At 65.4% G+C, this 25,801-nt stretch carries 22 protein-coding genes, 1 tRNA gene and 2 pseudogenes; 7 read left to right on the top strand and 18 right to left on the bottom strand.

The features are described from left to right. Positions 1 to 44: 44 nt before the first annotated feature. From Q0C42_RS15155 to Q0C42_RS15140, 4 genes are all read right to left on the bottom strand, one after another. The gene (locus Q0C42_RS15155) at positions 45 to 977 is read right to left on the bottom strand and encodes a hypothetical protein (protein WP_295077572.1); all 933 of its coding nucleotides are present in this window, start codon (positions 975 to 977) and stop codon (positions 45 to 47) included. Positions 978 to 1,074: 97 nt separating this feature from the next. Continuing rightward, positions 1,075 to 2,448, bottom strand: coding sequence for a TolC family outer membrane protein (locus tag Q0C42_RS15150; protein ID WP_295077570.1), 1,374 nt, complete (start codon positions 2,446 to 2,448; stop codon positions 1,075 to 1,077). A gap of 99 nt (positions 2,449 to 2,547) precedes the next feature. Next, positions 2,548 to 3,201, bottom strand: coding sequence for a protein-L-isoaspartate O-methyltransferase (locus Q0C42_RS15145; protein WP_295077565.1), 654 nt, complete (start codon positions 3,199 to 3,201; stop codon positions 2,548 to 2,550). Positions 3,202 to 3,313: 112 nt separating this feature from the next. Next, complete coding sequence (locus Q0C42_RS15140; RefSeq protein ID WP_295077562.1) at positions 3,314 to 4,279, bottom strand: hypothetical protein; 966 nt, start codon at positions 4,277 to 4,279, stop codon at positions 3,314 to 3,316. 151 nt (positions 4,280 to 4,430) lie between these two features. Between Q0C42_RS15140 and Q0C42_RS15135 the strand changes: the two genes are divergently transcribed. Then, positions 4,431 to 4,625: a hypothetical protein gene (locus Q0C42_RS15135; RefSeq protein WP_295077560.1), complete on the top strand. Its 195-nt coding sequence runs from the start codon at positions 4,431 to 4,433 to the stop codon at positions 4,623 to 4,625. 5 nt (positions 4,626 to 4,630) lie between these two features. Here Q0C42_RS15135 and Q0C42_RS15130 read toward each other — a convergent pair whose 3' ends face one another. The 8 genes from Q0C42_RS15130 to Q0C42_RS15095 all read right to left on the bottom strand — a co-directional run bounded on the left by Q0C42_RS15130 (position 4,631) and on the right by Q0C42_RS15095 (position 15,719). After that, positions 4,631 to 5,983, bottom strand: a complete 1,353-nt coding sequence (locus tag Q0C42_RS15130) for a phosphomannomutase (protein ID WP_295077557.1) — start codon at positions 5,981 to 5,983, stop codon at positions 4,631 to 4,633. A 12-nt stretch (positions 5,984 to 5,995) separates the two neighbouring features. Continuing rightward, positions 5,996 to 6,868: a DmsC/YnfH family molybdoenzyme membrane anchor subunit gene (locus Q0C42_RS15125; protein ID WP_295077554.1), complete on the bottom strand. Its 873-nt coding sequence runs from the start codon at positions 6,866 to 6,868 to the stop codon at positions 5,996 to 5,998. Further along, a complete protein-coding gene (locus tag Q0C42_RS15120) occupies positions 6,869 to 7,597 on the bottom strand; it encodes a 4Fe-4S dicluster domain-containing protein (protein ID WP_295077551.1) in 729 nt (242 codons plus the stop codon). Continuing rightward, positions 7,594 to 10,458, bottom strand: coding sequence for a molybdopterin-dependent oxidoreductase (locus tag Q0C42_RS15115; RefSeq protein ID WP_295077548.1), 2,865 nt, complete (start codon positions 10,456 to 10,458; stop codon positions 7,594 to 7,596). The genes Q0C42_RS15120 and Q0C42_RS15115 overlap by 4 nt, the downstream gene beginning before the upstream one ends. Continuing rightward, positions 10,455 to 11,555 carry an acetate kinase gene (locus tag Q0C42_RS15110; RefSeq protein ID WP_295077545.1) on the bottom strand — a complete coding sequence of 367 codons (1,101 nt, stop codon included), beginning with the start codon at positions 11,553 to 11,555 and terminating at the stop codon, positions 10,455 to 10,457. The genes Q0C42_RS15115 and Q0C42_RS15110 overlap by 4 nt, the downstream gene beginning before the upstream one ends. Then, positions 11,555 to 12,295, bottom strand: coding sequence for a sulfite exporter TauE/SafE family protein (locus Q0C42_RS15105; RefSeq protein ID WP_295077542.1), 741 nt, complete (start codon positions 12,293 to 12,295; stop codon positions 11,555 to 11,557). The genes Q0C42_RS15110 and Q0C42_RS15105 overlap by 1 nt, the downstream gene beginning before the upstream one ends. Then, the gene (xsc, locus tag Q0C42_RS15100; RefSeq protein ID WP_295077539.1) at positions 12,295 to 14,067 is read right to left on the bottom strand and encodes a sulfoacetaldehyde acetyltransferase; all 1,773 of its coding nucleotides are present in this window, start codon (positions 14,065 to 14,067) and stop codon (positions 12,295 to 12,297) included. The genes Q0C42_RS15105 and xsc overlap by 1 nt, the downstream gene beginning before the upstream one ends. Before the next feature lie 158 nt (positions 14,068 to 14,225). Beyond that, entirely contained in the window at positions 14,226 to 15,719 is a 1,494-nt protein-coding gene (locus Q0C42_RS15095; protein ID WP_295077536.1) for a PLP-dependent aminotransferase family protein, read from the bottom strand. A 185-nt stretch (positions 15,720 to 15,904) separates the two neighbouring features. On the opposite strand from Q0C42_RS15095, the gene Q0C42_RS15090 reads away from it, so the two are divergent. Beyond that, positions 15,905 to 16,942 carry a fatty acid desaturase gene (locus Q0C42_RS15090; protein ID WP_295077783.1) on the top strand — a complete coding sequence of 346 codons (1,038 nt, stop codon included), beginning with the start codon at positions 15,905 to 15,907 and terminating at the stop codon, positions 16,940 to 16,942. Positions 16,943 to 17,062: 120 nt separating this feature from the next. Further along, a complete protein-coding gene (locus Q0C42_RS15085) occupies positions 17,063 to 17,194 on the top strand; it encodes a hypothetical protein (protein WP_295077533.1) in 132 nt (43 codons plus the stop codon). Positions 17,195 to 17,447: 253 nt separating this feature from the next. On the opposite strand, the gene tpa is transcribed toward Q0C42_RS15085, so the two are convergent. Then, on the bottom strand, positions 17,448 to 18,830 hold the full coding sequence (tpa, locus tag Q0C42_RS15080) for a hypotaurine--pyruvate aminotransferase Tpa (protein ID WP_295077530.1): 1,383 nt from the start codon (positions 18,828 to 18,830) through the stop codon (positions 17,448 to 17,450). Positions 18,831 to 18,922: 92 nt separating this feature from the next. Next, on the bottom strand, positions 18,923 to 19,936 hold the full coding sequence (locus Q0C42_RS15075) for an SDR family NAD(P)-dependent oxidoreductase (RefSeq protein WP_295077527.1): 1,014 nt from the start codon (positions 19,934 to 19,936) through the stop codon (positions 18,923 to 18,925). A 127-nt stretch (positions 19,937 to 20,063) separates the two neighbouring features. On the opposite strand from Q0C42_RS15075, the gene Q0C42_RS15070 reads away from it, so the two are divergent. Beyond that, a tRNA-Cys gene (locus Q0C42_RS15070) sits at positions 20,064 to 20,137 on the top strand. 152 nt (positions 20,138 to 20,289) lie between these two features. Here Q0C42_RS15070 and Q0C42_RS15065 read toward each other — a convergent pair. From Q0C42_RS15065 to Q0C42_RS21655, 3 genes and pseudogenes are all read right to left on the bottom strand, one after another. Then, positions 20,290 to 20,784: a DUF305 domain-containing protein gene (locus Q0C42_RS15065; protein ID WP_295077524.1), complete on the bottom strand. Its 495-nt coding sequence runs from the start codon at positions 20,782 to 20,784 to the stop codon at positions 20,290 to 20,292. 677 nt (positions 20,785 to 21,461) lie between these two features. Further along, entirely contained in the window at positions 21,462 to 22,133 is a 672-nt protein-coding gene (locus Q0C42_RS15060) for a substrate binding domain-containing protein (RefSeq protein WP_295077521.1), read from the bottom strand. 84 nt (positions 22,134 to 22,217) lie between these two features. Then, positions 22,218 to 22,361 (bottom strand): annotated as a pseudogene (locus Q0C42_RS21655) (LysR family transcriptional regulator); the annotation flags it as partial. A gap of 158 nt (positions 22,362 to 22,519) precedes the next feature. Between Q0C42_RS21655 and Q0C42_RS15050 the strand changes: the two are divergent. After that, positions 22,520 to 23,146 (top strand): hydrolase, encoded by a 627-nt coding sequence (locus Q0C42_RS15050; RefSeq protein WP_295077515.1) that lies wholly within the window; start codon positions 22,520 to 22,522, stop codon positions 23,144 to 23,146. Between the two features lie 255 nt (positions 23,147 to 23,401). Here Q0C42_RS15050 and Q0C42_RS15045 read toward each other — a convergent pair whose 3' ends face one another. After that, positions 23,402 to 24,958, bottom strand: a complete 1,557-nt coding sequence (locus Q0C42_RS15045; protein WP_295077513.1) for a winged helix-turn-helix domain-containing protein — start codon at positions 24,956 to 24,958, stop codon at positions 23,402 to 23,404. 120 nt (positions 24,959 to 25,078) lie between these two features. Between Q0C42_RS15045 and Q0C42_RS15040 the strand changes: the two genes are divergently transcribed. Together Q0C42_RS15040 and Q0C42_RS15035 are read left to right on the top strand one after the other, a co-directional pair. After that, the gene (locus Q0C42_RS15040) at positions 25,079 to 25,330 is read left to right on the top strand and encodes a hypothetical protein (protein ID WP_295077512.1); all 252 of its coding nucleotides are present in this window, start codon (positions 25,079 to 25,081) and stop codon (positions 25,328 to 25,330) included. A 304-nt stretch (positions 25,331 to 25,634) separates the two neighbouring features. Beyond that, positions 25,635 to 25,789: pseudogene (locus tag Q0C42_RS15035) on the top strand (integrase); the annotation flags it as partial. Positions 25,790 to 25,801: the final 12 nt, after the last annotated feature.

Below are 25,801 nucleotides of genomic sequence, written 5' to 3'. Positions count from 1 at the left end.
CTCGATGCGCGCCCCACGGGGCGCGTTTTCATTTGCGAAAGAGCCTAGTCCAGATCCCGTGCCATCAAGGCGCGGTTGATCTCTGCCCGCACCAGCTTGCGCACATTGCGGGTGATGCGTTCACCCAGATCGCCCTGCAGCTCTTCCCGGATCATCTGCCGGACGATTTCCTGCAGCGCAGCTTCGTCGAGAACGGCCAGAGGGGTGCCATCCGCGTCGATGATCTCGGTCGGCATCCGCTGCGACAGGGCGTCAGGGGCGGGCACGTCATCAAGAGCCGTCTCGTCCCCGGATGCAGCCTCGGGCAGGTCTGACACGGCCTCCGGCTCCGGCGCAGGATCTGCCGATGCTGGCGCGTCAGGCGGCGCGTCTTCCGGCAGTGTCGAACTTGCGGGCGGTTGCGCAATGGCTTGCATCTGCGGGTCGTCTGCGATGCTTTCGTCCGCAAGGGCCTGCTGACCCTCGGCCGTGGCGGAGCGGTGAACCTCCCCCGCCGCGAGACGCGCGGCCAGGCTTTCCGCCCGGGCCCGAAGCGGCTGGAGCGGGATAGGAGCGCTCGATTGGGGTTCGATCCAGACCGCTTCGGCTTCGGTCATCGCGTCGGCATCCGACGCATTGGGTCGGGCAAGCACTTCCGCTTCCTCGGCACCAAGTGCCACTTCACCCAAGGGAGCGGTGTCCTTGCCGAGCCAGATTTCATCTTCCCATTCCGCTTCGATCAGTTCGACGGCATCGTCGAACGTCTGCGCAACCTCAACCGGTTCGGGATCAGGGACAGGTTCTAGGGCTGACTTTTCGCCCACGACCAGCGGCGCAAGGGGGCTGATTTCTGAGACGACGCGGAGCGCGGGGGTCAGGAGCAGGCGGTCGGCGCCAAGGTCCCGGCTAAGACGGCGCGGTGACAGCTCGTTCGAAACAAGGCGCCGCACCGAGGAAACGACATCCTCGATTTCCTCCGAACTCAGGGGTCCCGCCATCAGGATCGTTCCGATTGCTTGCGTTTCCTTGAATGTCAACTTACCCCGCCAAGCCCCCGCAAGGCAACAGAAAACGCGGTTTGGCGGTTAACGGTGGCTAGTTGCCGATCTTGTCAAGGATCCGGTCCAGCTTCTTGCCCTGCACCGAATGCGACGGAGCCTTCTCGACCGCGCCGTAATAGGCTTCTGGATCGTAGGTCGGGATGCCAAGCTGCAGGTGGTCGACGGTCAGGAGGCCCATCGTGGACAGGACCTGATAAACCGCGACATAACGCTGCGCTTCGGCCTGAAGCCGGGCGTTGCGCGCGTCGAGAAGTTCCTGTTCCGCGTCAAGCACGTCCAGCGTCGTGCGCGTTCCCGCCGCCGCTTCTTCGCGCACGCCGTCGAACGCCGCCTGTGAGGCGCGGATCTGCAGGTCGGACGCCTCGATCGAGGCGGCGGCGACCGCAAGGTTGGCCCAGGCCACACCGACGTTCTGCACGACACCGACCGCGGTCTGCTGCAGCCCGGCACGCGCCGCGTCCTTGCCGGCCAGCGCACGGCGTTGCAGCGACGAAAGCCGACCGCCGGCATAAAGCGTCTGGTTCATCGTGAGGCCCAGCGACTGGGACTGCAAATCCTCGTCATCGGTGCGCAGGGTCGCACCAAGACCGATGGTCGGTGCGCGACCGGCTTCCGCCAGATCGACCTGCAGGTCGGCCACGGTCACCTGCTGCTGCGCCTGCCGGATCGACGGATGGGTCGCCCGGGCCACCGCCTGAGCCTCGTCCATCGTGCGCGGCAGGGCCGGAGCCCTGGGCAGAGGTGCCAGATTGCCCGGGTAAGCACCCGTCGCGGCCTTGTAGGCCTCGCGGGCGATCATCAGTTGGCCTTCGGCCGCCGCAAGTGCTGCCCGCGAGGCCGCCAGCCGCGCCTCGGCGATGGAGACGTCGGTCCGGGTGATCTCGCCCACGTCGAAACGGTCCTGCGAAGCGCGCAGTTCCTGAGTGATGAGCCGAAGGTTGCTTTGCCGCAGCGCCACGACCTCTTGCGCCAGCCGGACGTCGACATAGGATTGCACGGCGAACAAAAGCACGTTCTGCTCGACCTCGATCAGCGCCTGGCGGGTGGCGAGCACGCTGGCCTTGGCGATCTCGATGCCCAGCTGGCGGCGACCGCCATCCCAGATCGTCAACTCGGCGCTAAGCGCGAGAGATGCCGAAAGCGCTTCGCTGACCGACGCGCCGGACGGTCCCATCACGTCGGCCCGCTGCCAGGCGCCCTGCAAGGTATAGGCCACGACCGGGCGCAGCGCCGATACAGCCTGAGCCACATCCTCGTCCGCCGCGCGCAACACGGCGCGGTTCTGGTCCAGAAGGTTGGAGTTCTTGTAAGCCGCGGTCAGCGCGTCGGCGAGCGTTTCGGCCCCAGCACCCTGCGGCGAACCGAGCCCGACCAGAACCACCACGATCGACAGAAGCCATCCACGCATCTTGTCCTGCCTCAACCAGGCCCGCGACCTGCGTCCGACGGGCAATTTCTTGTGGTCCCGCATGGGCCGATTGCCCAGACCGGACCGGCCATATCGGGCCTAAAGCACAAAGCCACGCGGCTTGGCAAATCCGGGAAGCACCGGGGCCGCGGCGTTGAACACCGACCGCCAGGTGATCTGACCCCCAGCCTTGTAGCCAATGCGGGCCGTTCCCACAGCACTGTCCATGAAGATCGCGCCGATGCGCCCGCCATCCTTCAGCTGCGCCAGGATGGCTGCGGGGATCTCTTCCACGCCGCCTTCAATGGTGATCACGTCATAGGGCGCGCAGGTCGCCGACCCTTCGGTCAGCTTGCCGGTGACCGTCACGGCGTTGTCGACGCCCTCTTCGGACAGAAGGCGCTGCGCGTCGGCTGCAAGGGCTTCGTCCTCTTCAAGCGCGACGACCGTTTCGGCCAGACGGGCGATGACCGCGGCGGAATAGCCGAGGCCGCAGCCCACATCCAGCACCAGCTCGGTCGGTTGGATATCCAGCGCGTCCAAAAGCTTGGCCAAGGTGCGCGCTTCCAGGACGACGCGGCCGGGGGCCAGAGTCAGGTTCTCGCCGACATAGGCCGCTTCGCGCTTGTCGTCGGGGACGAAAGTCTCCCGCGGGACGGAAAGCATGGCATCGATGATCGGGAACTTGGTCACGTCCGACGGGCGGACCTGCGTATCCACCATCATCACGCGGCGGCTGGCGAATTCGCTCATTCTGAACTCATCGGTCTGGTTGACGTCAGAGCCAGTCTTGCCACAGATGCAAGGGTGCCGCAACGGGGCTTCAGTGCGATTTCATGCATTGCCCCAGACCGGCTGGCCGGGGTCAGGCGTCCTGCGCTGTCCCCGATCGCCAGCCAAGCGCGCGTTCGCCCAGGTGGCGGAACTTGTCCGAAACCTGGGTCAGCCGTCCGCGCCATTCGGGCAGAGGATCCTGACCCTCGGTCAGGCGCAGGTGAAGCTGCAGCATGCAGGCCAGCGCCAGCGGATCATAAAGCGCGGCCTTGACCGCCCAGCCAAGGACCGCCGCCAGAAGCGGGGCCGTCCAGGGCACCTCGGGCAGGGCCGCTGCAACCGTCGCCGCAGGGGACAAGGCCGCCAGCGCCACCACCCCTGCCAGCGCCCAGCCGACCAGGGACAGCCAGAGCGCATTTGTGATCAGCGGCCTGGCATTCTGAGTGTAAAGGACCAGGCCATCATGCGCGGCTTCCCAGGCATTTTCGGACCGGGTCCGGGTCGCATGGGCCAGAACGACGCCTTCGATCAACCAAAGCGCAAGCCGAAGGCGAAGGCCGGTGGCCCGGGCCAGACGGTCCAGGACGGCAATCGGCAGGATGTCGACCAGAAGGCCGTCCACCAGCCCGGTCGCGGTGCGGATCACGCCGCGGACCAGCTTGTCCAGCGCCAGCAGAGCCGGCGCGTCGCCGAACCGGTCGGCAACGATGGCCCTGCCAAGTGCGATCTGCCCGGTGCCGAGTGGCAGGGGGCGACGATCAAGCGCCTCGACCATCACCGCAAGGTGCCCGGTCGTCACCCGGTACAGCAGCCGTCCGCGCAGGAGAGCGACCACCAGAACCCCCAGCGCAAGGCCGACGGCACCGCCCCAAAGCCCGGCGAAAGCCGAGTTCGGCTGCATCCACAGATCAGCCAGGACAGTGCCGATCCAGGCACCGGCGCCCGCGGCCACGACCAGAGCAACGGCAATCGCCAGATAGACCAGCGCGCGCAACAGGACGAAGGGCCACGTCCGGACCATAAGACCCAGTGCCCGGAAAATACTGAACTCCCACATGGCTCCCACCTTGCAAGCTGACCGAAGGGTGCGCGTTGCGGCCTTTCAAGACAAGCCGCCAAGGCAGAAACAATCCGAATTCGATCTGTCACTTAGCGAAGTCTTCAGGAATCGAGTCGATGCTGGCCAAGTAGAACAAAGGAGGACCACGATGGCCGCTTCCAGACTTACCCTCGCCGACGAACTTTCCGATATCCGGGCCGAGATTGCCCGCCTGCAGCAGCGCGAAAACCGCCTGCAGGCTTTGGCCGACGACCTGCCGGTGATCCCGGTTTTCCGCCGCGGCTGGCCCATGCTGCGCAAGCAGCCCGCCAGCACCACGGTCTCGGCCACCGTATCGGCCTGAGGGCGTCAGCCCTCGATCAGACCGCTGACGCGGGCCACGCCCTCGGCCACCAGGCCCGCGTCTCCCCGCGCCTCGACGTTCAGCCGCAACAAGGGTTCGGTGTTCGACGCGCGCAGGTTCATCCGCCAGTCGCCAAAATCCAGGCTTAGACCGTCGGTGCGGTCGGTCGACCGGGCCTGCGGTGCCAGCGCCGTCTCGACCCGCCGGACCACCGAGGGAAGGTCGTCGACGCGGAAGTTGATCTCTCCGGAAGAGGGGAAGTCGCGACGCAGCGCGCCGACCATCTCGGTCAGGTTTCGCCCTGACTGGCTGGCCAATCGCGCCACCATAAGCCAGGGGATCATCCCCGAATCGCAGGCCATGAAGCCACGGAAATAGTGGTGCGCGCTCATCTCGCCGCCGTAGACCGCACCCTCGCGCCGCATCGCGGCCTTGAGGAAGACGTGGCCCGTCGGCGTCAGGACCGACCGCCCACCGCCCCGCTGCACAGCATCCTGAACGGCCCAGATCACCCGCGGGTCATGGATGATCGTGGCCTTGGGATCGCTGACCAGATGCGCCGCAGCCAGCAGCGCCACAACATGCTCGCCGTCGACAAAGCCACCTTCGCCGTCGAAAAGGAAACAGCGGTCGAAATCACCGTCGAACGCCACGCCGAAATCCGCGCCAGCCGCCTGCACCGCCTTGGCGGTCACTGGGCGGTTCGCGGGCAAAAGGGGGTTCGGGATGCCGTTTGGAAAGCTGCCGTCGGGATCGTGGTGCATCCGGACCAGATCCAGCTGCGCCCCCCGCGCCGCCAATCCCTCGGCCAGGGCGTCAAGCGTCGGCCCGGCCGCACCGTTTCCGGCATTCATCACCAGCCGCAGCGGCCCGATCCCCTGCCCCACCAAAGCCACCACATGTGCCACGTAATCGGCGCGGACAGTGGACCAGTCCTCGCGCCCACCTTGGGGAGCGGCGGAAAACTCCGCCCCGCCCTCGGTCAGGCTGCGGATTCGCGCGAAATCCGCATCCGGAAGGGGCACCGCCCCGCGACCGACAAGCTTCATCCCGTTGTATTCGCGCGGATTGTGCGAGGCCGTGACGCAGATCCCGCCCCCTGCCCCAAGATGGGCGGTGGCGAAGTACATCTCTTCGGTCCCGGCAAGTCCAAGGTCCAGCACCCGAACCCCTTGCGCCACCAGCCCCGCCGCCACCGCATCGGCAAGGCCCGGTGAGCTTTCGCGGCAGTCGCGGGCCAGAACCACGGCGTCCGCCCCGGTCACCGTGGCAAAGGCCCGGGCGATCCGGTGGACGATGGCTTCGGTCAGGTCCGTCCCGAGACGGCCGCGGATGTCATAGGACTTGAAGGCGCTCATGGCCGCAAAGGATCATCCCCGCGCGCCGTAGTAAAGCCCCACGACGTGCTCGGCTTCTGCGAAGAACAGCCAGCGCGCCGCCAGCGCCCCCGCAAGGTGCATCAGGCCCGCCAGCGCGATTCCCGCCCCTCCCAGCGGCAAGATCAGGACCAGTGCCGGCAGCGCCGAGGCCAGCACCAGTGCCAGCATCCGCAGCTTGGCCGCATGCTTGCGCCCCACCACGAAGATCATCTCGCGCTTGAGGTAGTTGCCCGCCGTATGCGCCGGATCGAAGACCGAGGGCACGCCCAGCCGGTCAAGACCCGTCGCCGTTCCCATCGTCTGCCCGGCCCTCGCAAAGGCCCCGTCGCCGACGCGCCAGACCGCCCACAACACTGCTCCCACCGCCAGAAGCAGGACCGGGGCCCAGGCGTGCCCGGACAGAAGCGCCCCTCCCGCCACCGCAAAGCCAAGGAACATCACCGGCGTCAACCAGTGGTGCCAGCGCGGGACGGCCTTGATCTGGGTGTAGATCATCGCCGTGGTGAAGACGGTCAGCAGGGCAAGCACACCGCCCACCTGCCCGACAAGCCGCGGCAGGCCCAGCCCGAAGATGTCGGACAGCGCCACCGGAGAAAGGCTGAGCAACGACGCGACCGAGGCCCATGCCTCGCGCGAAAGCCAGCTTGTGCGCCATTGACTGAAGGCCTTCAGCGCGTTCTTCGGATTGCCGAGGTGAAAGGTCGAGGCCAGAAGCCCCCCGACCGCCAGCCCGTAGCCCAGCGCCCAGAGGAAGAAGGCCACCCAGCCGGATGGCGTCGGCGCCCCCCAGCCCAGAAAGGCAAGGAATCCGAAGCCCAGTCCGGACAGGGTCGAAAACAGGATGACGGAGGGGGCGGGATGCATTCAGATCTTCCCCAGCATCCGGTCCAGCCAGCCAGCGATCCCGGTGGCCTTGATGTCCAGGAGCGGTGCCAGCGGGCTGGCCGTCCCCGGCCCCTTCGCGCGGGGTGGCAGATACTTGTTCGTCGGCTTCGTCCCCATGTCGGGCATCAGGTCATAGCCGCCCCGCGCGGCCACCAGTTGCGACACCTTGCTGTCGGGGTCCGCAAGATCGCCGAAGTGGCGGGCATTGGTCGGGCAGGTGCGGACGCAGGCAGGCTCACGGTCTTCTTCGGGCAGAGTCTCGTTGTAGATCCGATCGACGCAGAGCGTGCATTTCTTCATCACACCTTGGGCCGCATCCATCTCGCGCGCGCCGTAAGGGCAGGCCCAGGCGCAAAGGCCGCAGCCGATGCAGGCATCTTCGTTGACCAGCACGATCCCGTCCTCGGCCCGCTTGTAGCTGGCCCCCGTCGGGCAGACGGTGACGCAAGGCGCGTCGTCGCAGTGGAGGCACGAACGCGGGAAGGTCACCACCTGCGCCGGGGCGTCCGGCACAGTGACCTGATAGGAATGGACCCGGTTCAGGAAGGTCCCCGAGGGATCGGCGCCATAGGGGTCCTGGTCCGACAGGCCGATGCCGGCGTCGTTCCAGCCCTTGCAGGCGGTGACGCAGGCCTGACAGCCGACGCAGGTGTCAAGGTCGATCACCAGACCAAGCTTCTTGGCGGTCGAGTGCGGCAGTGCGGTCATCGTGTCCCCTCCGGGAGCCGCAAAAGTTTTCGAAGACTTTCTGCAAAATTCTTCGAAGAATTTTGGCCACCGTTTCTGATCGGGCCCCCACCTTCGCGCGGCGGGTCGGGCAGCTTTTCGAACATCGGCTCCACCGTTCCCCGCACATGATCTTCCGCCGCGACCCGCTCGACCCGCACCCGCTGGTCGAACCATGCCGCCTGCCCCGTCACCGGATCAGAGTTCGACAGCCGCACGCCGTTGCGGTCCGGCAAGAGCTCCGAGATCAGATGGTTCAGCAGGAACCCCGTCGTCGCCTCTGGCGCACCTTCGTCCAGCGCCCAGGCGCCCTTGCGCTTGCCGATGGCGTTCCAGGTCCAGACCGTGTTCTCGTTCAGCGCCGCCATATGCGCCACCGGCACCACGATGGTCCCCGCGCGGCTGGACACCCTTGCCCAGTCACCCTCGGCAAAACCCTGCACCTCCCAGATCTTCGTCGGCAGATAGAGGTAGTTGTGCCCCTTGATCTGCCGCAGCCAGGCGTTCTGGCTGCCCCAGGAGTGGTAGTGGTCCATCGGCCTTTGCGTCAGGGCATGGACCGGATAGCCGAAGGCCGCGTCCTCATCCCCGAAGGGCGCGTACCAGATCGGCAGGGGATGCATCGCCTGTTTCAAGCGGTCGCGCAGGTGGTCGGGCGGCTGGCGGGGGCCGAAGCCCTCGGCGGCAAGCTGGAAGCGGCGCAGGGGTTCGGACCAGATGTTGAAAAGGTAGGGTTGCGGGGATTCGTACAGGCCCAGCTTCACCGCCCAATCCTGATAGGCGGCGTTCCAGGGTTTGAAAAAGCTTGCCTCGGCGGGAACATGCGCCTGGTAGAAGGCCCCGTTCTCGATATAGCGCTCCATCTGCTCGGGGTTCGGCGCGCCCCGGCCTTGCGCCTCGCCATTGCCCCGGAATCCCATCAACGGGCCGACACCGGGTCTGCGTTGGTGATTGACGATGTAGTCGGCGTAGTCCTTGAACTTCGGCGAGCCATCCTCGTTCACCATTCCGGGCAGGCCGAGCCTTGCGCCAAGGTCCAGAAGCACCGACTGGAAGCACCTGACCTCACGGTCCGGCTCCAGCACCGGCCAGCGGATGGCATCGCCCGCCGCATCAGGCTCGCTTATCGGGCGGTCCAGAAGTGAAATGCAATCGTGGCGTTCCAGATAAGTCGTGTCGGGCAGGATCAGGTCGGCATAGGCCACCATCTCGCTGGCATAGGCGTCGGAGTAGATGATCCGGGGGATCACATATTCGCCGTCCTTCTGCTCGGTCAGCATCTCCATCACGCGGGTGGAGTTCATCGACGAATTCCACGACATGTTCGCCATATAGAGGAACAGCGTGTCGATCCTGTAGGGGTCCCCGGCATGAGCGTTGGGGATTACCATGTGCATCAACCCATGCGCCGAAAACGGGTTTTCCCAGCTGAACGCCTTGTCGATGCGCGCGGGCGAGCCATCAGGCAGCAGGCACAGGTCGTCCGGCGAGCGCACGTAGCCCAGATGCGGCCCGGTCAATGGCTTGCCGGGCGTGGTGACGAAATGCGGCGTCGGGTGGGCCTCGATGGGTTTCGGGTAGGGCGGTTTCAGCCGGTAGCCGCCGGGGGTCTCCAGTGACCCAAGGATGATCTGCAGCAGATGCAGCGCGCGCGCGGTCTGAAAGCCGTTGGAATGCGCCGAAATCCCGCGCATCGCGTGGAAGCTGACCGGGCGGCCCGGCATGTCCGCGTGTTCGTTGCCGCGAAAGTCGGTCCAGGGCTGGTCCAGCGTGATCGCCTGATCGAAGGCCACCTCGGCCAGCTCTGCCGCTAACGCCCGGATACGCGAGGGCGTGACGCCGCAGCGAGACGCCACGGCTTCCGGCGCGTACTCCGGCGTCAGATACTCCTCGGCCATGTGCCGAAAGACCGTCCGGTTCCCCTGCCACTCGGCCCCGAGGTCGGGCTGCACGCCCTTCCCATCCCACGGTGCGGGGTGACCTGACCGGCGGTCGATCACAAAGGGCTGGCTTTCGGCGTTTTTCACGAACAGGCCCTTCTCCGCCCCCTCGGCCTCATTCACCAAAAGGGGAGCGTTCGTCCACTGCGCCAGGTAATCAAGGTCGACCTTCCCCGCCTCCAAGAGGCAATGGATCAGCGACAGGATCAAAAGCCCATCGGTTCCTGGCGTGATCCCGATCCAGTCATCGGCCACCGCCGAATAACCCGTCCGTACCGGGTTGACGGAAATCACCCGCGCGCCCCGGGCCTTCAGCTTGCCGATGCCGATCTTGATGGGGTTGCTGTCATGATCCTCGGCCACCCCGAACATCACGAACAGCTTCGTCCGCTCCCAGTCCGGCTGGCCGAATTCCCAGAAAGCCCCGCCGATGGTGTAGATGCCCCCCGCCGCCATGTTCACCGAACAGAAGCCCCCGTGCGCGGCATAGTTCGGCGTGCCGAAGTTCTGCGCCCACCATCCGGTCAGGCTTTGCGACTGGTCGCGTCCCGTGAAGAAGGCCAGCTTCTCCGGAGCCGTCTCGCGGAGGGGTTTCATCCAGGAAACCGCCGTCGACAGCGCCTCCTCCCAGGAGATCACCTCGAAGGCCCCGGACCCGCGCGGCCCCACCCGGCGCAGCGGCGCGCTCAGGCGGCTGGGCGCGGTCACCTGCATGATCCCCGACGCCCCTTTCGCACAGAGGACGCCCTTGTTGATCGGATGGTCCCGGTTGCCCTCGATGTAGGCGACCTTGCCCGACTTCATGTGCACGTTGATGCCGCAGCGGCAGGCACACATGTAGCAGGTGGTCTGGCGGACCTCGTCGCCGACCTCCCTCTGAGTCTCCACCCGCGGCTGGTTCACGCGCCCTCCCCGGCCTTCGCGGCCTGCGCTTGGCCAGACATGACGGCCTGCGCCTCAAGGGCAATCTGGCGCTCCTCGTCGGCTGGCACAAGAAGGATAATGACACGCGAAGTCGGATCATGAAGCATGGTTTCGTTCCGGTCATTGGCGGAAAGGTCGGGAGATACTCCCATGAACGAAAGGCCGGACAGGATTTCCTTCCGCATCCAGGGATCGTTCTCGCCGATCCCTCCGGTGAACACGATGGCATCGAGGCCGCCCATCGCCGCCACCATCGATCCCGCGTGTCGCACCGCCCAATAGGCGAAATGCCGCAATGCGAAGTCTGCATCGGGCGTCCCGGCCGAATGCAGCGCACGCACGTCGCTGTGGCCGCCAAGACCCAGGAGCCCGCTCTCCCGATTGAGGATGCGCGCCGCACCCTGAACCCCGTGCACCTCGGCCAGCCGCAGGACCGCGTTGCCGTCGATCCCGCCCGCGCGCGTGCCCATCGTCAGCCCGTCCAGCGGCGAATAGCCCATCGTGGTCGCCACCGACTGCCCGTCGCGGATCGCCGCCAACGAACAGCCGTTGCCCAGATGGCAGGCCAGCATGCGCCCCGGCAGCGGACCCTGCCCCCGCAGGACGCGCACCAGAGCGGCATAGCTGATCCCGTGGAACCCATAGCGTCGCAGGCCCCGTTCCCGCTCGGGCAGCGGGAGGGCATAGGTCACCGCAACCTCGGGGTTTGTCGCATGGAAGGCCGTGTCGAAGGCCGCGTATTGCGGCAGATGCGGAGCCAGTGCCGCAACCGCCTCGATCCCCACCAGATTCGCCGGGTTGTGCAAAGGCGCCAGCGGCACGCAGTCCCGGATCTGCCCCAGCACCGCATCCGTGACCCGGCACGTCGACGTCAGCCCGGCCCCGCCATGCACCACCCGATGCGCGGCGGCGGTCAGTCGCTCCACCGGGACGCCAGCCTGCGCCAGCCCCTTGGCCATCGCCGCCGCGTGTCCATCCGGCCCGATCTCGCCTACGAAGGCCTTGGCGACCTCGACGTCTTTGTCAAAGGCCTTCAGCTTCAAGGACGACGACCCGGCGTTGACGATCAGCCACATCAGACCAGCGCCTTCCCAAGCCCCAGCACGGCAAGCCCGGCCAAAAGGATGATCGCGAACCTGCGGAACTCCTGCGGGTCGGTGCCGAAGAAATGCCGCCCGCCCAGCCAGTTGCCCAGCAGCGTCAGCGGCAGGGCGATCAGGCTGGCCCAAAGCGTGTCCCAACTGACCAGCCCCGCAAGCCAGTAAAGCGGGGCAGAGTAGATGTCCAAAAGCGGAAAATATGCGATCAGCGTCGCCCGGAATACGCTTGCCGACATCGGTTGTGCTGCAAAGAAGGCCGCCACCGGCAGGCCCCCCATCCCCGGCGCGTTGGCGAGGCCCGAGATCACGCCCGCCACGCCGTTTGGCAGCCCGGTCACCTCACGCGACAGCCGCCAGCCCGCCAGAAGCACGACGCACATGAGGAGGACGTAGCCGGAAACCACCGCGCGCGCGGTGTCTTCCGAAACCCCGGTCAGAATCCACAACCCCAGCGGCAAGCCAATCGCCGCCCCGCCCAACAACCAGCCGACCCGCTTCCAGTCGACGTCCGGCCCGGCGCCCTTTGCGGCTTGCAACGACATCACCGTTTCCAGAATGACGACAACAGCCACGAAGTTAAGCGGATTGGTCACAATACTGGCGGCCGCGATCAGCAGCGCCGAAAATCCGAATCCGGAATAGCCCCGCACAAAGCCCGCCACCAGACAGGCGACCGCCAGCCACAGAAGTGCCAGCGGCCCGAGGTCAAAGGGCATCAGACGACCTGCGGCCGCATGTCGGCCTTGGAGATCCCCGCCACCTCGACCGGCTTTTTCATCGCGTCGCGGCGGAAGGGCTCGCCCAGTTCCTGGTTGATCAAGGCCTCGATCAGCGTGGTCTTGCCCGCCATCTGGTCATCGATGGCCGTCCGCAGCGCCGCCGTCAGCTCATCCATCGTCCGCGCCTGCACGCCCTGCAAGCCGCAGGCCCGGGCGATCCCGGCGTAAGACACGCCCTCGTCCAGTTCGGTCCCGACGAAGTTGTCGTCATACCACAGCGTCGAGTTCCGCTTTTCGGCGCCCCACTGGTAGTTCCGGAACACGACCATGGTGATCGCGGGCCATTCGGCGCGTCCGATGGCGGTCAGTTCCGTGACCGCGATGCCAAAAGCCCCGTCACCGGCAAAGCCCACGACAGGCGTATCCGGGCAGGCGATCTTCGCGCCAATGATGCTGGGAAGCCCGTAACCGCAAGGCCCGAAAAGGCCGGGAGCAAGATACTTCCGCCCCGCCTCGAACGACGGATAAGCGTTGCCGATGGCGCAGTTGTTGCCGATGTCCGACGAGATGATCGCCTCGCGCGGCAGGGCGGACTGGATCGCACGCCAAGCCATGCGGGGCGACATCCACTCCGGCTTGGCCTTCCGCGCCCGGTCGTTCCACGAGGTGCCGGGATCGTCCTGCTCGTGGTCCATCGAGGACAGTTCCTGCGCCCAGGCGGACTTCTTCTGCGCGATCAGCGCCTTCCGCTCGGCCCGCCCCGCATCTCCTGCCGTTTTCGACAAGCGCGCCAGAATCCCCTCGGCCACCTTCTTCGCATCGCCCACGATCCCCACCGAGACCGGCTTGGTCAGCCCGATCCGGTTCGGGTTGATGTCGACCTGGATCACCTTGGCGTCCTTGGGCCAATAGTCGATCCCGTAGCCCGGCAGGGTCGAGAACGGGTTGAGCCGCGTGCCCAAAGCCAGGACCACGTCGGCCTGGGCAATCAGCTCCATCCCCGCCTTGGACCCGTTATAGCCCAGCGGGCCCGCGAAAAGGGGATGCGAGCCGGGGAAGGCGTCGTTGTGCTGGTAGCCCACGCAGACCGGGGCGGTCAGGCGTTCGGCCAACGCCATCGAGGCCGGGATTGCACCCCCGATCACCACGCCCGCACCGTTCAGGATCACGGGAAACTTGGCAGAGGACAGAAGCTGCGCCGCCGCCGCCATCGCATCGTCCCCGCCCGATGGCCGCTCGAACTCCACCACCGCCGGCAAGGCGATGTCGATTACCTGGGTCCAGTAATCCCGTGGCATGTTGATCTGCGCCGGGGCCGACTGGCGCTTGGCCTGCAGGATGCAGCGGTTCAGCACCTCGGCCACGCGGGAGGGATCGCGGACCTCCTCCTGGTAGCAGACCATGTCCTTGAACAGGGCCATCTGCTCCACTTCCTGGAAGCCGCCCATCCCAATGGTCTTGTTCGCGGCCTGAGGCGTGACCAGCAGCAAGGGCGTATGGTTCCAGTAGGCCGTCTTCACCGCCGTCACGAAGTTGGTGATCCCCGGCCCGTTCTGCGCGATCATCATGCACATCTTGCCCGACGCCCGGGTGAACCCGTCGGCCATCATGCCGCCGGACCCTTCATGCGCGCAGTCCCAGAACTGGATGCCCGCCTTCGGGAAGATGTCACTGATCGGCATGAAGGCCGACCCGATGATCCCGAAGGCATGCTCGATCCCGTGCATCTGCAGGACCTTCACGAAAGCTTCCTCGGTCGTCATCTTCATCGCGTCTCTCCATGTCCCATGCGGCCCGCGCGGGCCATTTGCGCGCAACCTATCTCCGCCCACCAAAGGTGCTTAGGGCCAGTTGGTTCGGCCCGGTAGGGCCAGCGACGGCTCCTCGTGCGACTTCGTCTTCTCGTCGCGGGCGAGGAGTGACGAAGTCATCGACGAGCGATCGCCTGAGCGATCCGCGTCACGCCCTCGGCAATCTTCGGCAGGGCGATCGAGGAATAGGCCAGCCGGTAGTAATTCCCCGGCCCCTCGCCCGCAAAGAACGCCCGCCCCGGTTCGATCAGCACGCCGTCAGCGCGCAGACGCAAGGCCAGCGCCTCGGTGTCCACGCCGTCGGGCGCGCGCATCCAGAACGAGGACCCGCCAAAGCCGCCCTGCCCCGCAACTTCCAGCCCCTCGGCCCCAATCGCCTCGGCCATCACCTGACGACGGCGGCGGAAGGCGTTCTTCATGCGGTTGACGAGGGCATCGTAGTGTCCGAGGCCCAGGAAATAGGCCATCGTCCGCTGGATATGGCCCGGCGGGTGTTTCAGCATCAACCCGCGCAGCGCCCGCGCCTCGGCGATGAAGCCGGGCGGGCCGACCAGATACCCCAGCCGCAACCCCGGAAAGACCGATTTGGAAAACGACCCGGCATAGATCACCCGGCCACCGCGGTCCAAGGACTTCAACGCCGGAGCGACAGGCTTCAGGAAGGACATCTCGAATTCGTAATCGTCCTCGATGATGACGAACCCTTGCGCTTCGGCCGCCTCCAGCAGGGCCACACGGCGGTCGACGGGCATGGTCGCGTTGGTCGGACACTGGTGCGAGGGGGTGGTGAAGACCACATCCGCCACCAGGCCCTGAACCGGCAGACCCTGGGCGTCGACGTCGACCGGAACCGCCGTCGCCCCCGTCGCCGCCACGATGGCACGCCAGGCCGCATAGCCGGGATTTTCCACCACGGCCCGCCGACCCGGCCCCAGCAGGGCCGTCGCGGTGATCCACAAGGCGTTCTGCGCCCCTAAGGTGAGCAAGACCTCATCTTCCCGCGCCGCGATCCCGCGCCGGGGCAGGATGGTGCGCAACAGCTCCTGGATCAGCAGGGGGTCGTCGCGTTCATAATAGTCGGTGGTCAGCGCCGCGAAATCGCGCTTGCCCAGGGCCCGCAGCGCGCACTGCCGCCAGTTCTGGTGATCGAACAGCGTCGGGTCGGCCTGGCCGTAGATGAAGGGATAGGGGTAGCGGTCCCAGTCCTGGGGCCGCTCGACCCGGGGAACCAGGGTAAAGCGACCACCGGTCAAACCCTTGAAGTCGATGGCTTCCTCAGGCGGTCCGGCCTGCGGGAACTCGGGGGCCAGGGGGGCCGTATCCGACACGAAGTAACCCGACCGCCCCGCCGACGTCAGATAGTCCGACGACACAAGGTCGGCATAGGCCAGCGTCACGGTGATCCGGCTGACGCCCAGATGCTCGGCCAGACCGCGGGAGGATGGCATCCGGCTTCCTGGACGAAAGCGGCCCGCAAGGATGCCTTGCGTCACCATGGTCCGGATCTGCTGCTGCAGCGACCCCGAAGCGCCGGGGGTCAGGTAGAAGGCTTCGACGGGAATGGCGGCCATGGCACCACGGAGCTTGGGTCGGGCCGGATCAAGCGGCATCGATGCGGGCGAAGTCAAGCGTGACCGGGCAGAGACATCGCCGGGACGTGACTGCGGGCGCGCATCAATTCGGTTGATCTTCGCCCCCGTGTCGCCTAACCCGAAGCAGCCTGATGGTACAAGCGCGCGCCCGCGCAATTCTACCGCAGGCCAAGCCGACCCCGCCGCGGCAAAAGCCGGAGGGAATGCCGCAGGCCACGATGCCCGACACCCTTGCCGACCGCCCAGCCCGCGACTGGCTGACTACCCTCGCCCGCTACCGCGAACCCTCGACCCGCCGCAGCCTGTGGGAACTGGCAGCGACGCTGGTTCCGTTCCTGGCACTCTGGGTCCTGTCCTGGATGGCGCTTTCGGTCAGCCCCTGGCTGGCGCTCGCGCTGGCCGTGTTGAACGGCGGCTTCCTGGTCCGCATCTTCATCATCCAGCATGATTGCGGGCATGGCTCCTTCCTGAAGAACCGCACCGCGCAGGACTGGTTGGGCCGGGTGCTCGGGGTGCTGACCCTGACGCCCTATGCCGTCTGGCGGCGGACGCATTCGATCCACCATGCACACCACGGCGACCTTGACGCGCGCGGGATCGGCGACGTCCTGACCCTGACGATCGAGGAATACCGCGCCCGGGGCTGGTGGGGACGGCTGATGTACCGGCTTTACCGCAACCCGGTCGTGCTGTTCGTCCTTGGCCCGAGCTACCTGTTCCTGCTGCAAAATCGCCTGCCCCTGGGTCTGATGAAATCCGGCTGGCGCTACTGGACCTCTGCGATGGGGACCAATGCGATGATCGGCATCGCCGTCGGCCTGATCATCTGGTTCGGCGGCTTCTGGCCCGTCCTCCTGATCTACCTGCCCACCTCGGTGATGGCCGCGACCCTGGGGGTCTGGCTCTTCTACGTCCAGCACCAGTTCGAGGAAACGCACTGGTCCAAAGGTGAGGACTGGCAGCTGCACGACGCCGCTTTGGAGGGCTCGTCCCACTACATCCTGCCGCAGCCCCTGCGCTGGTTTTCCGGCAACATCGGCATCCACCACGTCCACCACCTCTATTCCCGCATCCCCTTCTACCGCCTGCCCGAGGTGATCCGCGACCACCGCGCCCTGGCCGAAGCGCAGCGCCTGACGGTGCGCGAAAGCCTGCAGTCGGTGAACCTGCATCTGTGGGACACGGTCGAGGGCAAGCTGATGAGCTTCAAGGAAGCCCGGAAGCGCTACGGGGTGGCGTAAGGGGACCGGCGGGTAAAACCACCCCCGCCGGACCTATCCTTCCGGACAGTACACTATCCTCCTGCCCGCAGGCGTTCCGACGCAGTCTGGCCTATGACCTTGGTAAAACGAGGGAATGCCATGCAGATCACCGATGCCCGCCAGAAGGACCTGTCAGAATCCGCGCAGATGCGCAGCGGCTGGTGGCTGGTGCCCTCCGTCCTTGGCGGCGCGGTGACCTGGGGCACGATCATCGCCGCTCTGGTGAGATAAGGCCCAGGGTCGCAAGTGCCTCGTCGGGTGCGCTACAGCGCAACGATCCGGGCGCAACTGAGGTCAGCGCCAAAATCGCTTTGCTCCGCACCTAGGGATGACATCGCCGCCGCGAACGGGGCAATGTCCCTGCCCTTTTGGGTGGCTTCTCTTCGCTGCGCACCGTGAAGGGCAAACCGCATATCGAAGTCCCACCATAGCAAAAGGGTGCCCGTCGTCGGACACCCTCCCCGCCTGCAACAGGCTTCAGTCCTTACCCAAACACCCGCGTCAGCGCGCCATCGATCGCCGTGGTGATCTCGTCGATGTCAGACTTCGTCGCGATCAGCGCCGGGCTCAGGCAGAGCGTGTTGTTCAGGCCCGGCAACGAGCGGTTGGTGGCGCCGATGATCACGCCCTGCGCCATGCAGTCGGCGACGACGGCCTGGACCATCTTCTCGGGCGCAGGCTCTTTGGTCGCGCGGTCAGACACCAGTTCGGCTCCAAGGAACAACCCCTTGCCGCGGACGTCGCCGATGACCTTGTGCTTGTCCATCAGCGCGGCGAGGTTCCCAAGGCAGTAGTCGCCCATCGCCAGGGTGTTCGCCAGAAGCCCCTCATCCTCGATGATCCGCATGTTCTCCAGCGCCGCGGCCGGGCCGCTGGTGCAGCCGCCGAAGGTCGAGATGTCGCGGAAATAGCTCATCGGGTCCGAGGGGTCGTCCTTGAACATCTCGAAGACGGCTTCGGTGGTCACGGTGCACGAGATCGCCGCGTAGCCCGAGGCGACACCCTTGGCCATGGTCACGAAGTCGGGTTGGATGCCGTAGTGCTGGTAGCCGAACCAGACCCCGGTGCGCCCCACGCCGCAGACGACTTCGTCAATGGCCAGCAGGATGTTGTATTTCTTGCAGATTTCTTGCACGCGGTCCCAATAGCCCTGGGGCGGGACGATGACGCCGCCGCCTGCCGTCACCGGCTCCAGGATCAGGCAGCCGACGCTGTCGGGGCCTTCGCGCAGGATGACCTCTTCGATGGCGTCAGCCGCGCGCTCGCCGTAGTTTTCGACCTCCCACTGCTTGCGGTATTCCAGGCAATGCGGCACCCGGACAAAGCCGTCCGGGAAGGGTCCGTACTGCATGGCACGCTGGTCCTGGCCCGCCGACGCAAGTGCGGCGATGGTCGTGCCGTGGTAGTCGCGGTCCCGGTAAAGGATCTTCCACTTCTTGCCGCCGTGGTGCCGATGCGCGATCTGGCGCACCATCTTGTAGACCTTCTCGTTCGCCTCGGACCCCGAGTTGGAATAGTAGACGCGGGACATGCCCGGCATCTTTTCGATCAGGCGCTTCGAGAAGACCGCACCGGGGATCGACCCGGCGGACCCGGCGAAATAGTTCAGCTTGATCAGCTGGTCGCGCACGGCGTTGGCGATGGATTCGCGGCCGTAGCCCACATTCACCGTCCAGACCCCGCCCGAGACACCGTCGATATGTTCCTTCCCCTTGGCGTCCCAGACCCGCATCCCCTTGCCTTCGACGATGACGCGGGGATCGACGCCCGTGTCATACTGCTTGTGCTGGGAGAGGTGGTGCCAGACATGGGCGCGGTCGGCCTCGACCACCTGCCCGATGTCGTTCAATCCTGCGAAGCCTTCCATGGGGCGGTCCTTTCGAATGCGTTTTCGCGCGCCAGTATCGGGGATCGCGCCCGGCCTGCTTAGGGCCAGAGCCAGGCCGCCGCTATAGCCAGTCAGACGCGGGTGTAGTCACGGTACCAGTCTACGAAGCGACCAAGCCCGGTGGCAAGGTCCGTCTCGGGGCGAAAGCCGGTCAGCCGTTCGAGAAGCGAGCAGTCGGCCCAGGTCGCAGGCACGTCGCCGGGCTGCATCGGCAGGAAATTGCAGATCGCCTTGCGACCCAGCAGGGTTTCGAGGGTCCCGATGAACTCCATCAGATGCACCTTGTCGCTGTTGCCGACATTGACGATCCGGTGCGGCGCCACGGGGCTGAGGCTGTCACCGTCCACAGGGGTTCCCCTTGCGGCGGGCGTCTGCGGCGCAAGCGGGATCAGCCGACCGACGCCCTCCACCAGATCCTCGACCGCGGTGAAGTCGCGCCAGAGCTCGCCGTTGTTGTAGACGTCGATCGGCTGCCCCTGCAGGATCGCCTTCGCGAACTTGAAATAGGCAAGGTCCGGGCGGCCCCATTCGCCATAGACGGTGAAGAAGCGAAACAGCGTCACCGGCACGTCCCAGAGATGCGCGTAGGAATGCGACAGACCCTCGACCGCCTTCTTTGTGGCGGCGTAGACGGTCAGCGGGTGGTCGGTGCGGTCCGTCTCATGAAACGGCATCTCAGGGTTCGCGCCGTAAACCGATGAGGTGGAGGCGATTAGAAGGTGCTTGACCCGGCACCGCTTCGCCAGTTCCAACACATTGAAACTGCCGGTAAAGTTCGTCTCGATGTAAGACCGCGGGTGCGTCAGACTGTAGCGGACCCCGGCCTGCGCGGCGAGATGGATGATGACATCGGGTGCGAAGTCGCCGCCGATCCGGTCCAGCGTTGCCACATCCTCGACCATCGCTTGCGTGGCCGTGAACCCGGGCATCGCCCTCAGGATCGCATGGCGCTTTTCCTTCAGCTTCACGTCGTAATAGGGGGTCATCCCGTCGTAGCCATGCACCCGGTGGCCCGCCGCAAGGAGATGCCGTGCCAGGTGAAAGCCGATGAAACCCGCGCTTCCGGTGATAAGGATCTTCTGCACGCGCCCGCGCCCCTGCCCGACTGGCGCGGACAATCACCGTGGCCCGACCCCAAGTCAACCCTGCGGCCGGACCGGAGGAAGCCCTTGCAGCCGCCCGCCCTATCCGCTATCCCACACCCACCTTCGCGGCGGGTTGGCGGAGAGGTTACGCAGCGGATTGCAAATCCGTGAAGACCGGTTCGATTCCGGTACCCGCCTCCAACTTCCTGGTCAACGGCCCACTGAATTAACAGCGCAGTGGAGGCCGCATGCGGGGGTCGGGCTGTGTGGTGGAGAAGCACTCCGCATGATGGCTCGTTCGGGCGGCATTTCTACGCAGGCGCGTGTCTCCACACTGCGCGACCACGTTCTTTTCAGTTCGCGTTTTCCGCCAGCCATGACGTCATCTGCTCAATCTCACCAACTTGTGCTGCGATGATTTCATCGGCCAACGCGCGCATCTGCGGATTCTCGCCATGTGCGAGCATCACGTTAGCCATGTCGATGGCGCCTTGGTGGTGCGCAATCATTCCGCAGGCGAAGGCCACGTCGGGGTTCTCGATCATCATGCCTTCGTGCATCGCAGGCATCGTGACCATCATCTTGCCCATGTTATCTTTGACATGTGCAGGCATCGACTCAAGATCGACCCCTCCCATGCCCATCATTCCCATCATGCCGGCGTTCATGCCGTCGGACGGAGTGGCTTGGGCATTACCATGGCCCATGTCCGAATGATCCATTCCGCCAGAAGCCTTTGCGGCGGTGCACTGCTCGGGCAACTTGAATGCCGCATCTTGGGCAAACACTGCCGTTGAGAGTAAGGTTGATGCTAGCGCCGTCGCGAAAAATGTCTTTGCAATGGTCATCGTGATTTCTCCTGAGATGTACATTATCGTGGGTTGTCAAAAATTTTAACGTCGCATCGTTTAGAGAGTTCCCCCTGGTTGTCTGCCGTCCTAGAGCCCTTAAAGCTTCACACGCCTAAGCCGCAGCGCATTGCGAATTACCGAGACCGACGACAGGCTCATCGTGGTGTTGTCAGAGGAATTTCGCTTGAGGGGGCACACCGGTGCCCGCTAGCCCCCGGCGATCTCCACACCTTTCCCTTTTCGCTATTTCAAGACGAGCCCCGAGGTCATCCGTCTGTTGGGATGCTGTCCGACGACTGCGGACCAGTCTCTGTTACCCCTACCCCGACCTTTAACTCAAACAGCGAAGAGACCACGCCACTCGGCGAGAGCGCCGGTGCGGGCGGTCTCACAGCTGGTGCGCCCGGAGAGGGATCGCTCCTGATTGAAGCGGTTGCAGACTAAGGCGTGACGGACGCGAACATCTGCAGAGTTCGCATCCGCCGGAACCGCCGAAAAGCCGACGCCCAGTCATCCGCAACTTGGCGCCGCTAACGCCCGCGGCTCAACGCGACCCGAACCGCGTCCATTCGAATTTCATTCGTTCTGCCTGTGTTCATGGTTCACCTCCTTTGCAGCACATGACCTGATCAAAGGAGCAGCAACAAACCGCCAGTTATGTCGAAAGGGCACGGTCACCTAGCGTCCTGCTTCGAAAAATTCGCGAAGGTTTCCTGAAGAGCTTGCAGAAACAGACGAACGCGCGGCAAGGAACCACGGCCCCGCGCGGTCAAGGCGTTGACGGGCATCGGTGTCATCTGCCAGTCGGCGAGGAGCCTGCTCCAGCCGGTCGGGATGACGAAACTGGGAAGCACAGCGAGGCCTGCGCACGCTTCGGCGGCAGCGATCACGGGCCCTGTGTCGTTGGCTTGCAAGCGCCAGGTCACGGCCACGTCTGCCCTCTCGCGACCACGCACAAACCGGAGCGAGTCGCTAGCTCCGGCGCGACCGAGTCCGAAGACAGGGTGCCCGGCAAGCTCGTCGGGGTGACGTGGAACAGGACCCGCCCAATTGCCCGGGGCGTAAAGGCAGCTGCGCACAGATCCCAGCGTCACCATCATGGCGGCCGAGTCGCGCGGCTTCCCAACCCGGATGGCCACATCCACGGCATCCTCGACGGGATCGATGGCGCGCGCGGTCCATTCCAGCGTCAAGCGGATGGCGGGATGGTCTGCAAGGAACCGCGAGATGGTTTCGGTCAGCAGCGCCTGGCCCAGGACAAGCGGTGCGGTGACGCGCAAGAGGCCGGAGGGATCACTGAGCAGTTCAGCCATCGCGCCCTGTGCAGCCTCGGCGTGGGCGAGCATCTGCTTGGCATGGTCGAAGACCCGCTGCCCAGGTTCCGTCAGTTCCAGACGTCGGGTGGTGCGCGACAACAGGGTCTGTCCCAGCCGGCGTTCGAGGGCGGCGATGCGGCGGCTGATCGTCGATTGCGGCGTTCCGGTCCGGCGAGAGGCCGCGGTGAAGCCACCCGACTCTACGACCCTGACCAGCAGGGCAAGATCTCCCAGCTGTCCGTCAATATATTCATCCATGGATCAATCGGCACCGCGCCGACCATCGCGGCGATCGCTTTGCCACCCATCGTCATGACCATCGCTGAAATCGTTGCCGGCTGTGCCGTTCTATGGCTCTCGGTGTCGCTTTGGCAGCGCCACTCTGCGCAGTTTTCTTCTGAAAGGAGCTCCTGAAAATGCACACAATCAATACGCTCACGATCAAGAATTCGGCCCTGTGCCTGATCGACCATCAGCCTTGGGTTGCGTTCCCCGTGAACTCGATCACGCCTGAACTTCTGACCAACAATGTCCTGGCTTTGGCCAAGACGGCGCGAACGCTCGCCGTGCCCACGGTGCTGACCACGATCAACGGTCGATCCGGCCCCCTGAAGGATCCGTTGTTTCAGGGTCTCCGAGCACTTTGGCCCGATGTGGAGCCGATCGACAGAACGAACACCAACGCTTGGTCCGATCCGGCATTCGTGGAGGCGGTCCTGGCCACCGGACGGACAAAGCTGGTCATGGCCGGCCTCTGGACAGAGGTCTGCCTGGCGCAAACCGCCATTTCGGCACTGGGCGCCGGCTTCGACGTCTTTTTCGTCGCCGATGCCTCGGGGGGCCTCAGCCCTGAAGCACACGAGCGCGCCTGCCAGAGGATGATCCAAGCGGGCGCTGTGCCGATGACATGGTTTGCGGTCGCGGCCGAATGGTCGCCGGACAACACGGCCCTCGAGTACCAAGGCATGTATCCGATCACACTTCAGCATGGTGGCGGCGTGCAATGGGCAGTCGAGTACGTCCTGGCGAACCTGCCCGGCTGACGCTCTCGCCCGGCTCTACCCCAAAAATTGCGAGAGATTCAGCTCTCAAATCCAGCCAGCACTCAAGTGCCGGGTTCACTGACGATCTGGTGCGATCCCAGGATCCACTGTGAGGCCTCAGCGCCGCTCGAGTGCGTATTGGTCTGACACCACCCTCGCCCGCTTCCGCGACCTCTGCGTCGCTGCCCTCACCCGCTCGCAAGAAAGCCTGAGCCACGAAGATCGAACTGAAGGGCATCAGACTGAACACGCGGCTCACTCGGGCAAACCGGCGGCAATCAGGGCAGACACGAGTTTCTGGCGAAAGACGGAATCCTGGAATGGCAACCCTACCAGAAACTGCGTCCATGTAGCGTCGGGCCTGCGCTCGCGCAGCATCTGAATCCAATGCGTCGCCGCCTCGTCCTGCCCGCTCAAGGTGCACATCGCCACCGTCAGCACAAGCCCACCGAAATGCGTGGGTGCCATGCGGCTGGCACGGACGGTCCATTTCGCCGCGGTTTCGAAGTCGCCATCGATGCCAAAGGAAATCCCCCGCATCATCAGCATCGACGCAACCAGCGGATCGAGCGGGCTCAGGCCCACTGCAAGATCGACGGCGTCGCGCGCCTCGCCCGGTCGACTGCTCATCGCCTGCACGAAGGACATGGAATAATGGCCCTTGGCATGGCTCGGGCTCAGCGCCACCGACCGCTCCAGCCACAAGAGCCCGTCCTCGGGATGCCCCGACAGGATCGGTACCCGCCCCATCGCCACATTGGCATGGGGGTCGAGAGGGTCCAGTTCGACACTGCGTTCGGCAAAGGCGCGGGCGGCGTCAACCTCGGTGGCGCGGTTGCCCGTATAGCCCATCATCGCGTTCTGAAAGCTGGTGAACGACCGCGCAGCAAAGGCGCTTGCAAACCCCGGATCAAGCTCCGTCGCCCGCTGCAGCAGCCCCGCCGCAATCGCATTGTCACGGGCATTGAAGCGGTACATGTGGCTCAGGCCCAGATGATAGGCGCTCCAGGCATCCAGCGCCTCGACCGCCCGCGTCCGTGCCCGCGCTGCCTCGGCCAGCGGGATCTGCAAATCCAGCGCCGCGATCACCGCCTGCACGATGCTGTGCCGCATGCCATGCACATCGTCGGGCGATCCTTCCAGCCGGTCGGACCAGACCAGCCGCCCGTGGGCCGTATCGACCAGATCGACAGTCACCGCCATCCGCCCGCCCGGCATTTCCACCCGTCCGGTCAGGCAATACCCTGCGCCAAGCACGGCCCGCACACCCTGAATATCAACGTCCGCGCCGCGATAGCGGAAACTCGATTCCCGCGCGATCACCCGCAGCCAGCGCAGCCGCGACAGGGCCGAGATGATCTCGGCCGGCAGGGCATCACTCAGGGACGCGAAGTTTTCCGGCAGCCCAGTCGCGCCAAAGGGAAGGACCGCAATCGTCGGCTGCCCGCCCGGCGCGTCGTCGGTCACGGTGGTATCCGGCTGGCTCGCGGCAGCCGCCGCCGCCTTGATCCGCACGGGGGCGACAAAGCGGTGGCCCATCCCGTGCAGCGTCCGGATGAACACTTGCGACGCGCCGTCATCGCCCAAGGCCCGGCGTACTTGCTTCAGCGCGGTCGAAACGGCAGCGTCCGAGATGAACCGCCCACCCCAGACGACCGCGATCATCTCGTCGCGGCTAACCACCCGGTCATGGTTCTCGACCAGCAACCGCAGCAGTGCATAGACCTTGGGCTCCAGCGCGACCACGGCGTCGCCGTTCCGCAACTCGGCGCGGCCCGTGTCGAGCGTGAAGTGGGCGAAGTCGAGGATCATGGGGCATCGTACGCTTTCCCCCGCATTCCCTCAAGAAAACACCATCCGGCCCTCAAGCACCGACTCGGGGTTTCCCTGTATTCCGGGATCACGGCCATGCCATGTAGACAGGAGTCACCAATGCCTGCCAAAGCTGTTCCCGCGTGCACCTTCGTGGCCGAACCCCGGTCCGGTCTCCTCACCCGCTGGCTCGCTGCCGTAAGCGCCACAGCCCGCCGCACCGGCGCCGCCCACGCCCGGCGCCGCGCCCTCGAAGACCTGCCGCCCGACTTCCTTCGTGACACCGGCCTCACCCCCGAACAGGCGACCGGCATCAAGCGCCACCAGCCCGACCTGCCATTCTTCATGCAAGCCGGCTTCGGTGACCGCTGACGGCGCAGCAGATCATCAACGGCCATCCGGTTCGGCGCAGTAATCCTCGTTCACCGACCGCACAACATTGCGCGCCCTACCGAGACCTCTGCATCACCGCCATTCGGGCCCGCAGACCCACAAAGGCCTGACGACCGGCGGTACCGAGAAAAGCACATTCGCTCCCAAAGCGGTCGTTGACTTGGACCAGAGTGAGAGACCGCCGTCCGCGCGTAGCGAGGAAACCAGGCCTCGGTCGAAATATCATACCGGTGTCGGCAAGACCGAAGAAGGGCGGGCTCGGTGGACAGGAGGTAGTTCCATGTCCATGCGCCGGACTAAGGTGGCGCAGATTTATAAGAAGACCGACAGCCTCCGGGCTGTTCAACTGCTGCTCGGTCATACGAAGATGACAGCACTGGGCGCTACCTGGGCGTCGGCATCGAGGATGCCTTGACGCTGTCAGAGGGGATCGACCTTGGACGAACCGGC

Source organism: Tabrizicola sp. (genome assembly GCF_022842145.1).
In the GTDB taxonomy this organism is placed as follows: Bacteria; Pseudomonadota; Alphaproteobacteria; order Rhodobacterales; family Rhodobacteraceae; genus Tabrizicola.
This window is presented reverse-complemented; position numbering and strand designations above follow the sequence as displayed.

Coding starts and splice junctions, on each gene's coding strand:
- Q0C42_RS15125 (WP_295077554.1), bottom strand. CDS start 6,868: ATGCATCCCGCCCCCTCCGTCATCCTGTTTTCGACCCTGTCCGGACTG.
- Q0C42_RS15105 (WP_295077542.1), bottom strand. CDS start 12,295: ATGCCCTTTGACCTCGGGCCGCTGGCACTTCTGTGGCTGGCGGTCGCC.
- Q0C42_RS15145 (WP_295077565.1), bottom strand. CDS start 3,201: ATGAGCGAATTCGCCAGCCGCCGCGTGATGATGGTGGATACGCAGGTC.
- Q0C42_RS15150 (WP_295077570.1), bottom strand. CDS start 2,448: ATGCGTGGATGGCTTCTGTCGATCGTGGTGGTTCTGGTCGGGCTCGGT.
- Q0C42_RS15140 (WP_295077562.1), bottom strand. CDS start 4,279: ATGTGGGAGTTCAGTATTTTCCGGGCACTGGGTCTTATGGTCCGGACG.
- tpa (WP_295077530.1), bottom strand. CDS start 18,830: ATGGAAGGCTTCGCAGGATTGAACGACATCGGGCAGGTGGTCGAGGCC.
- Q0C42_RS15155 (WP_295077572.1), bottom strand. CDS start 977: ATGGCGGGACCCCTGAGTTCGGAGGAAATCGAGGATGTCGTTTCCTCG.
- Q0C42_RS15120 (WP_295077551.1), bottom strand. CDS start 7,597: ATGACCGCACTGCCGCACTCGACCGCCAAGAAGCTTGGTCTGGTGATC.
- Q0C42_RS15060 (WP_295077521.1), bottom strand. CDS start 22,133: ATGCTCGCCCACGCCGAGGCTGCACAGGGCGCGATGGCTGAACTGCTC.
- Q0C42_RS15130 (WP_295077557.1), bottom strand. CDS start 5,983: ATGAGCGCCTTCAAGTCCTATGACATCCGCGGCCGTCTCGGGACGGAC.
- Q0C42_RS15040 (WP_295077512.1), top strand. CDS start 25,079: ATGCCTGCCAAAGCTGTTCCCGCGTGCACCTTCGTGGCCGAACCCCGG.
- Q0C42_RS15050 (WP_295077515.1), top strand. CDS start 22,520: ATGCACACAATCAATACGCTCACGATCAAGAATTCGGCCCTGTGCCTG.
- Q0C42_RS15045 (WP_295077513.1), bottom strand. CDS start 24,958: ATGATCCTCGACTTCGCCCACTTCACGCTCGACACGGGCCGCGCCGAG.
- Q0C42_RS15085 (WP_295077533.1), top strand. CDS start 17,063: ATGCAGATCACCGATGCCCGCCAGAAGGACCTGTCAGAATCCGCGCAG.
- Q0C42_RS15135 (WP_295077560.1), top strand. CDS start 4,431: ATGGCCGCTTCCAGACTTACCCTCGCCGACGAACTTTCCGATATCCGG.
- Q0C42_RS15090 (WP_295077783.1), top strand. CDS start 15,905: ATGCCGCAGGCCACGATGCCCGACACCCTTGCCGACCGCCCAGCCCGC.
- Q0C42_RS15065 (WP_295077524.1), bottom strand. CDS start 20,784: ATGACCATTGCAAAGACATTTTTCGCGACGGCGCTAGCATCAACCTTA.
- Q0C42_RS15095 (WP_295077536.1), bottom strand. CDS start 15,719: ATGCCGCTTGATCCGGCCCGACCCAAGCTCCGTGGTGCCATGGCCGCC.
- xsc (WP_295077539.1), bottom strand. CDS start 14,067: ATGAAGATGACGACCGAGGAAGCTTTCGTGAAGGTCCTGCAGATGCAC.
- Q0C42_RS15110 (WP_295077545.1), bottom strand. CDS start 11,555: ATGTGGCTGATCGTCAACGCCGGGTCGTCGTCCTTGAAGCTGAAGGCC.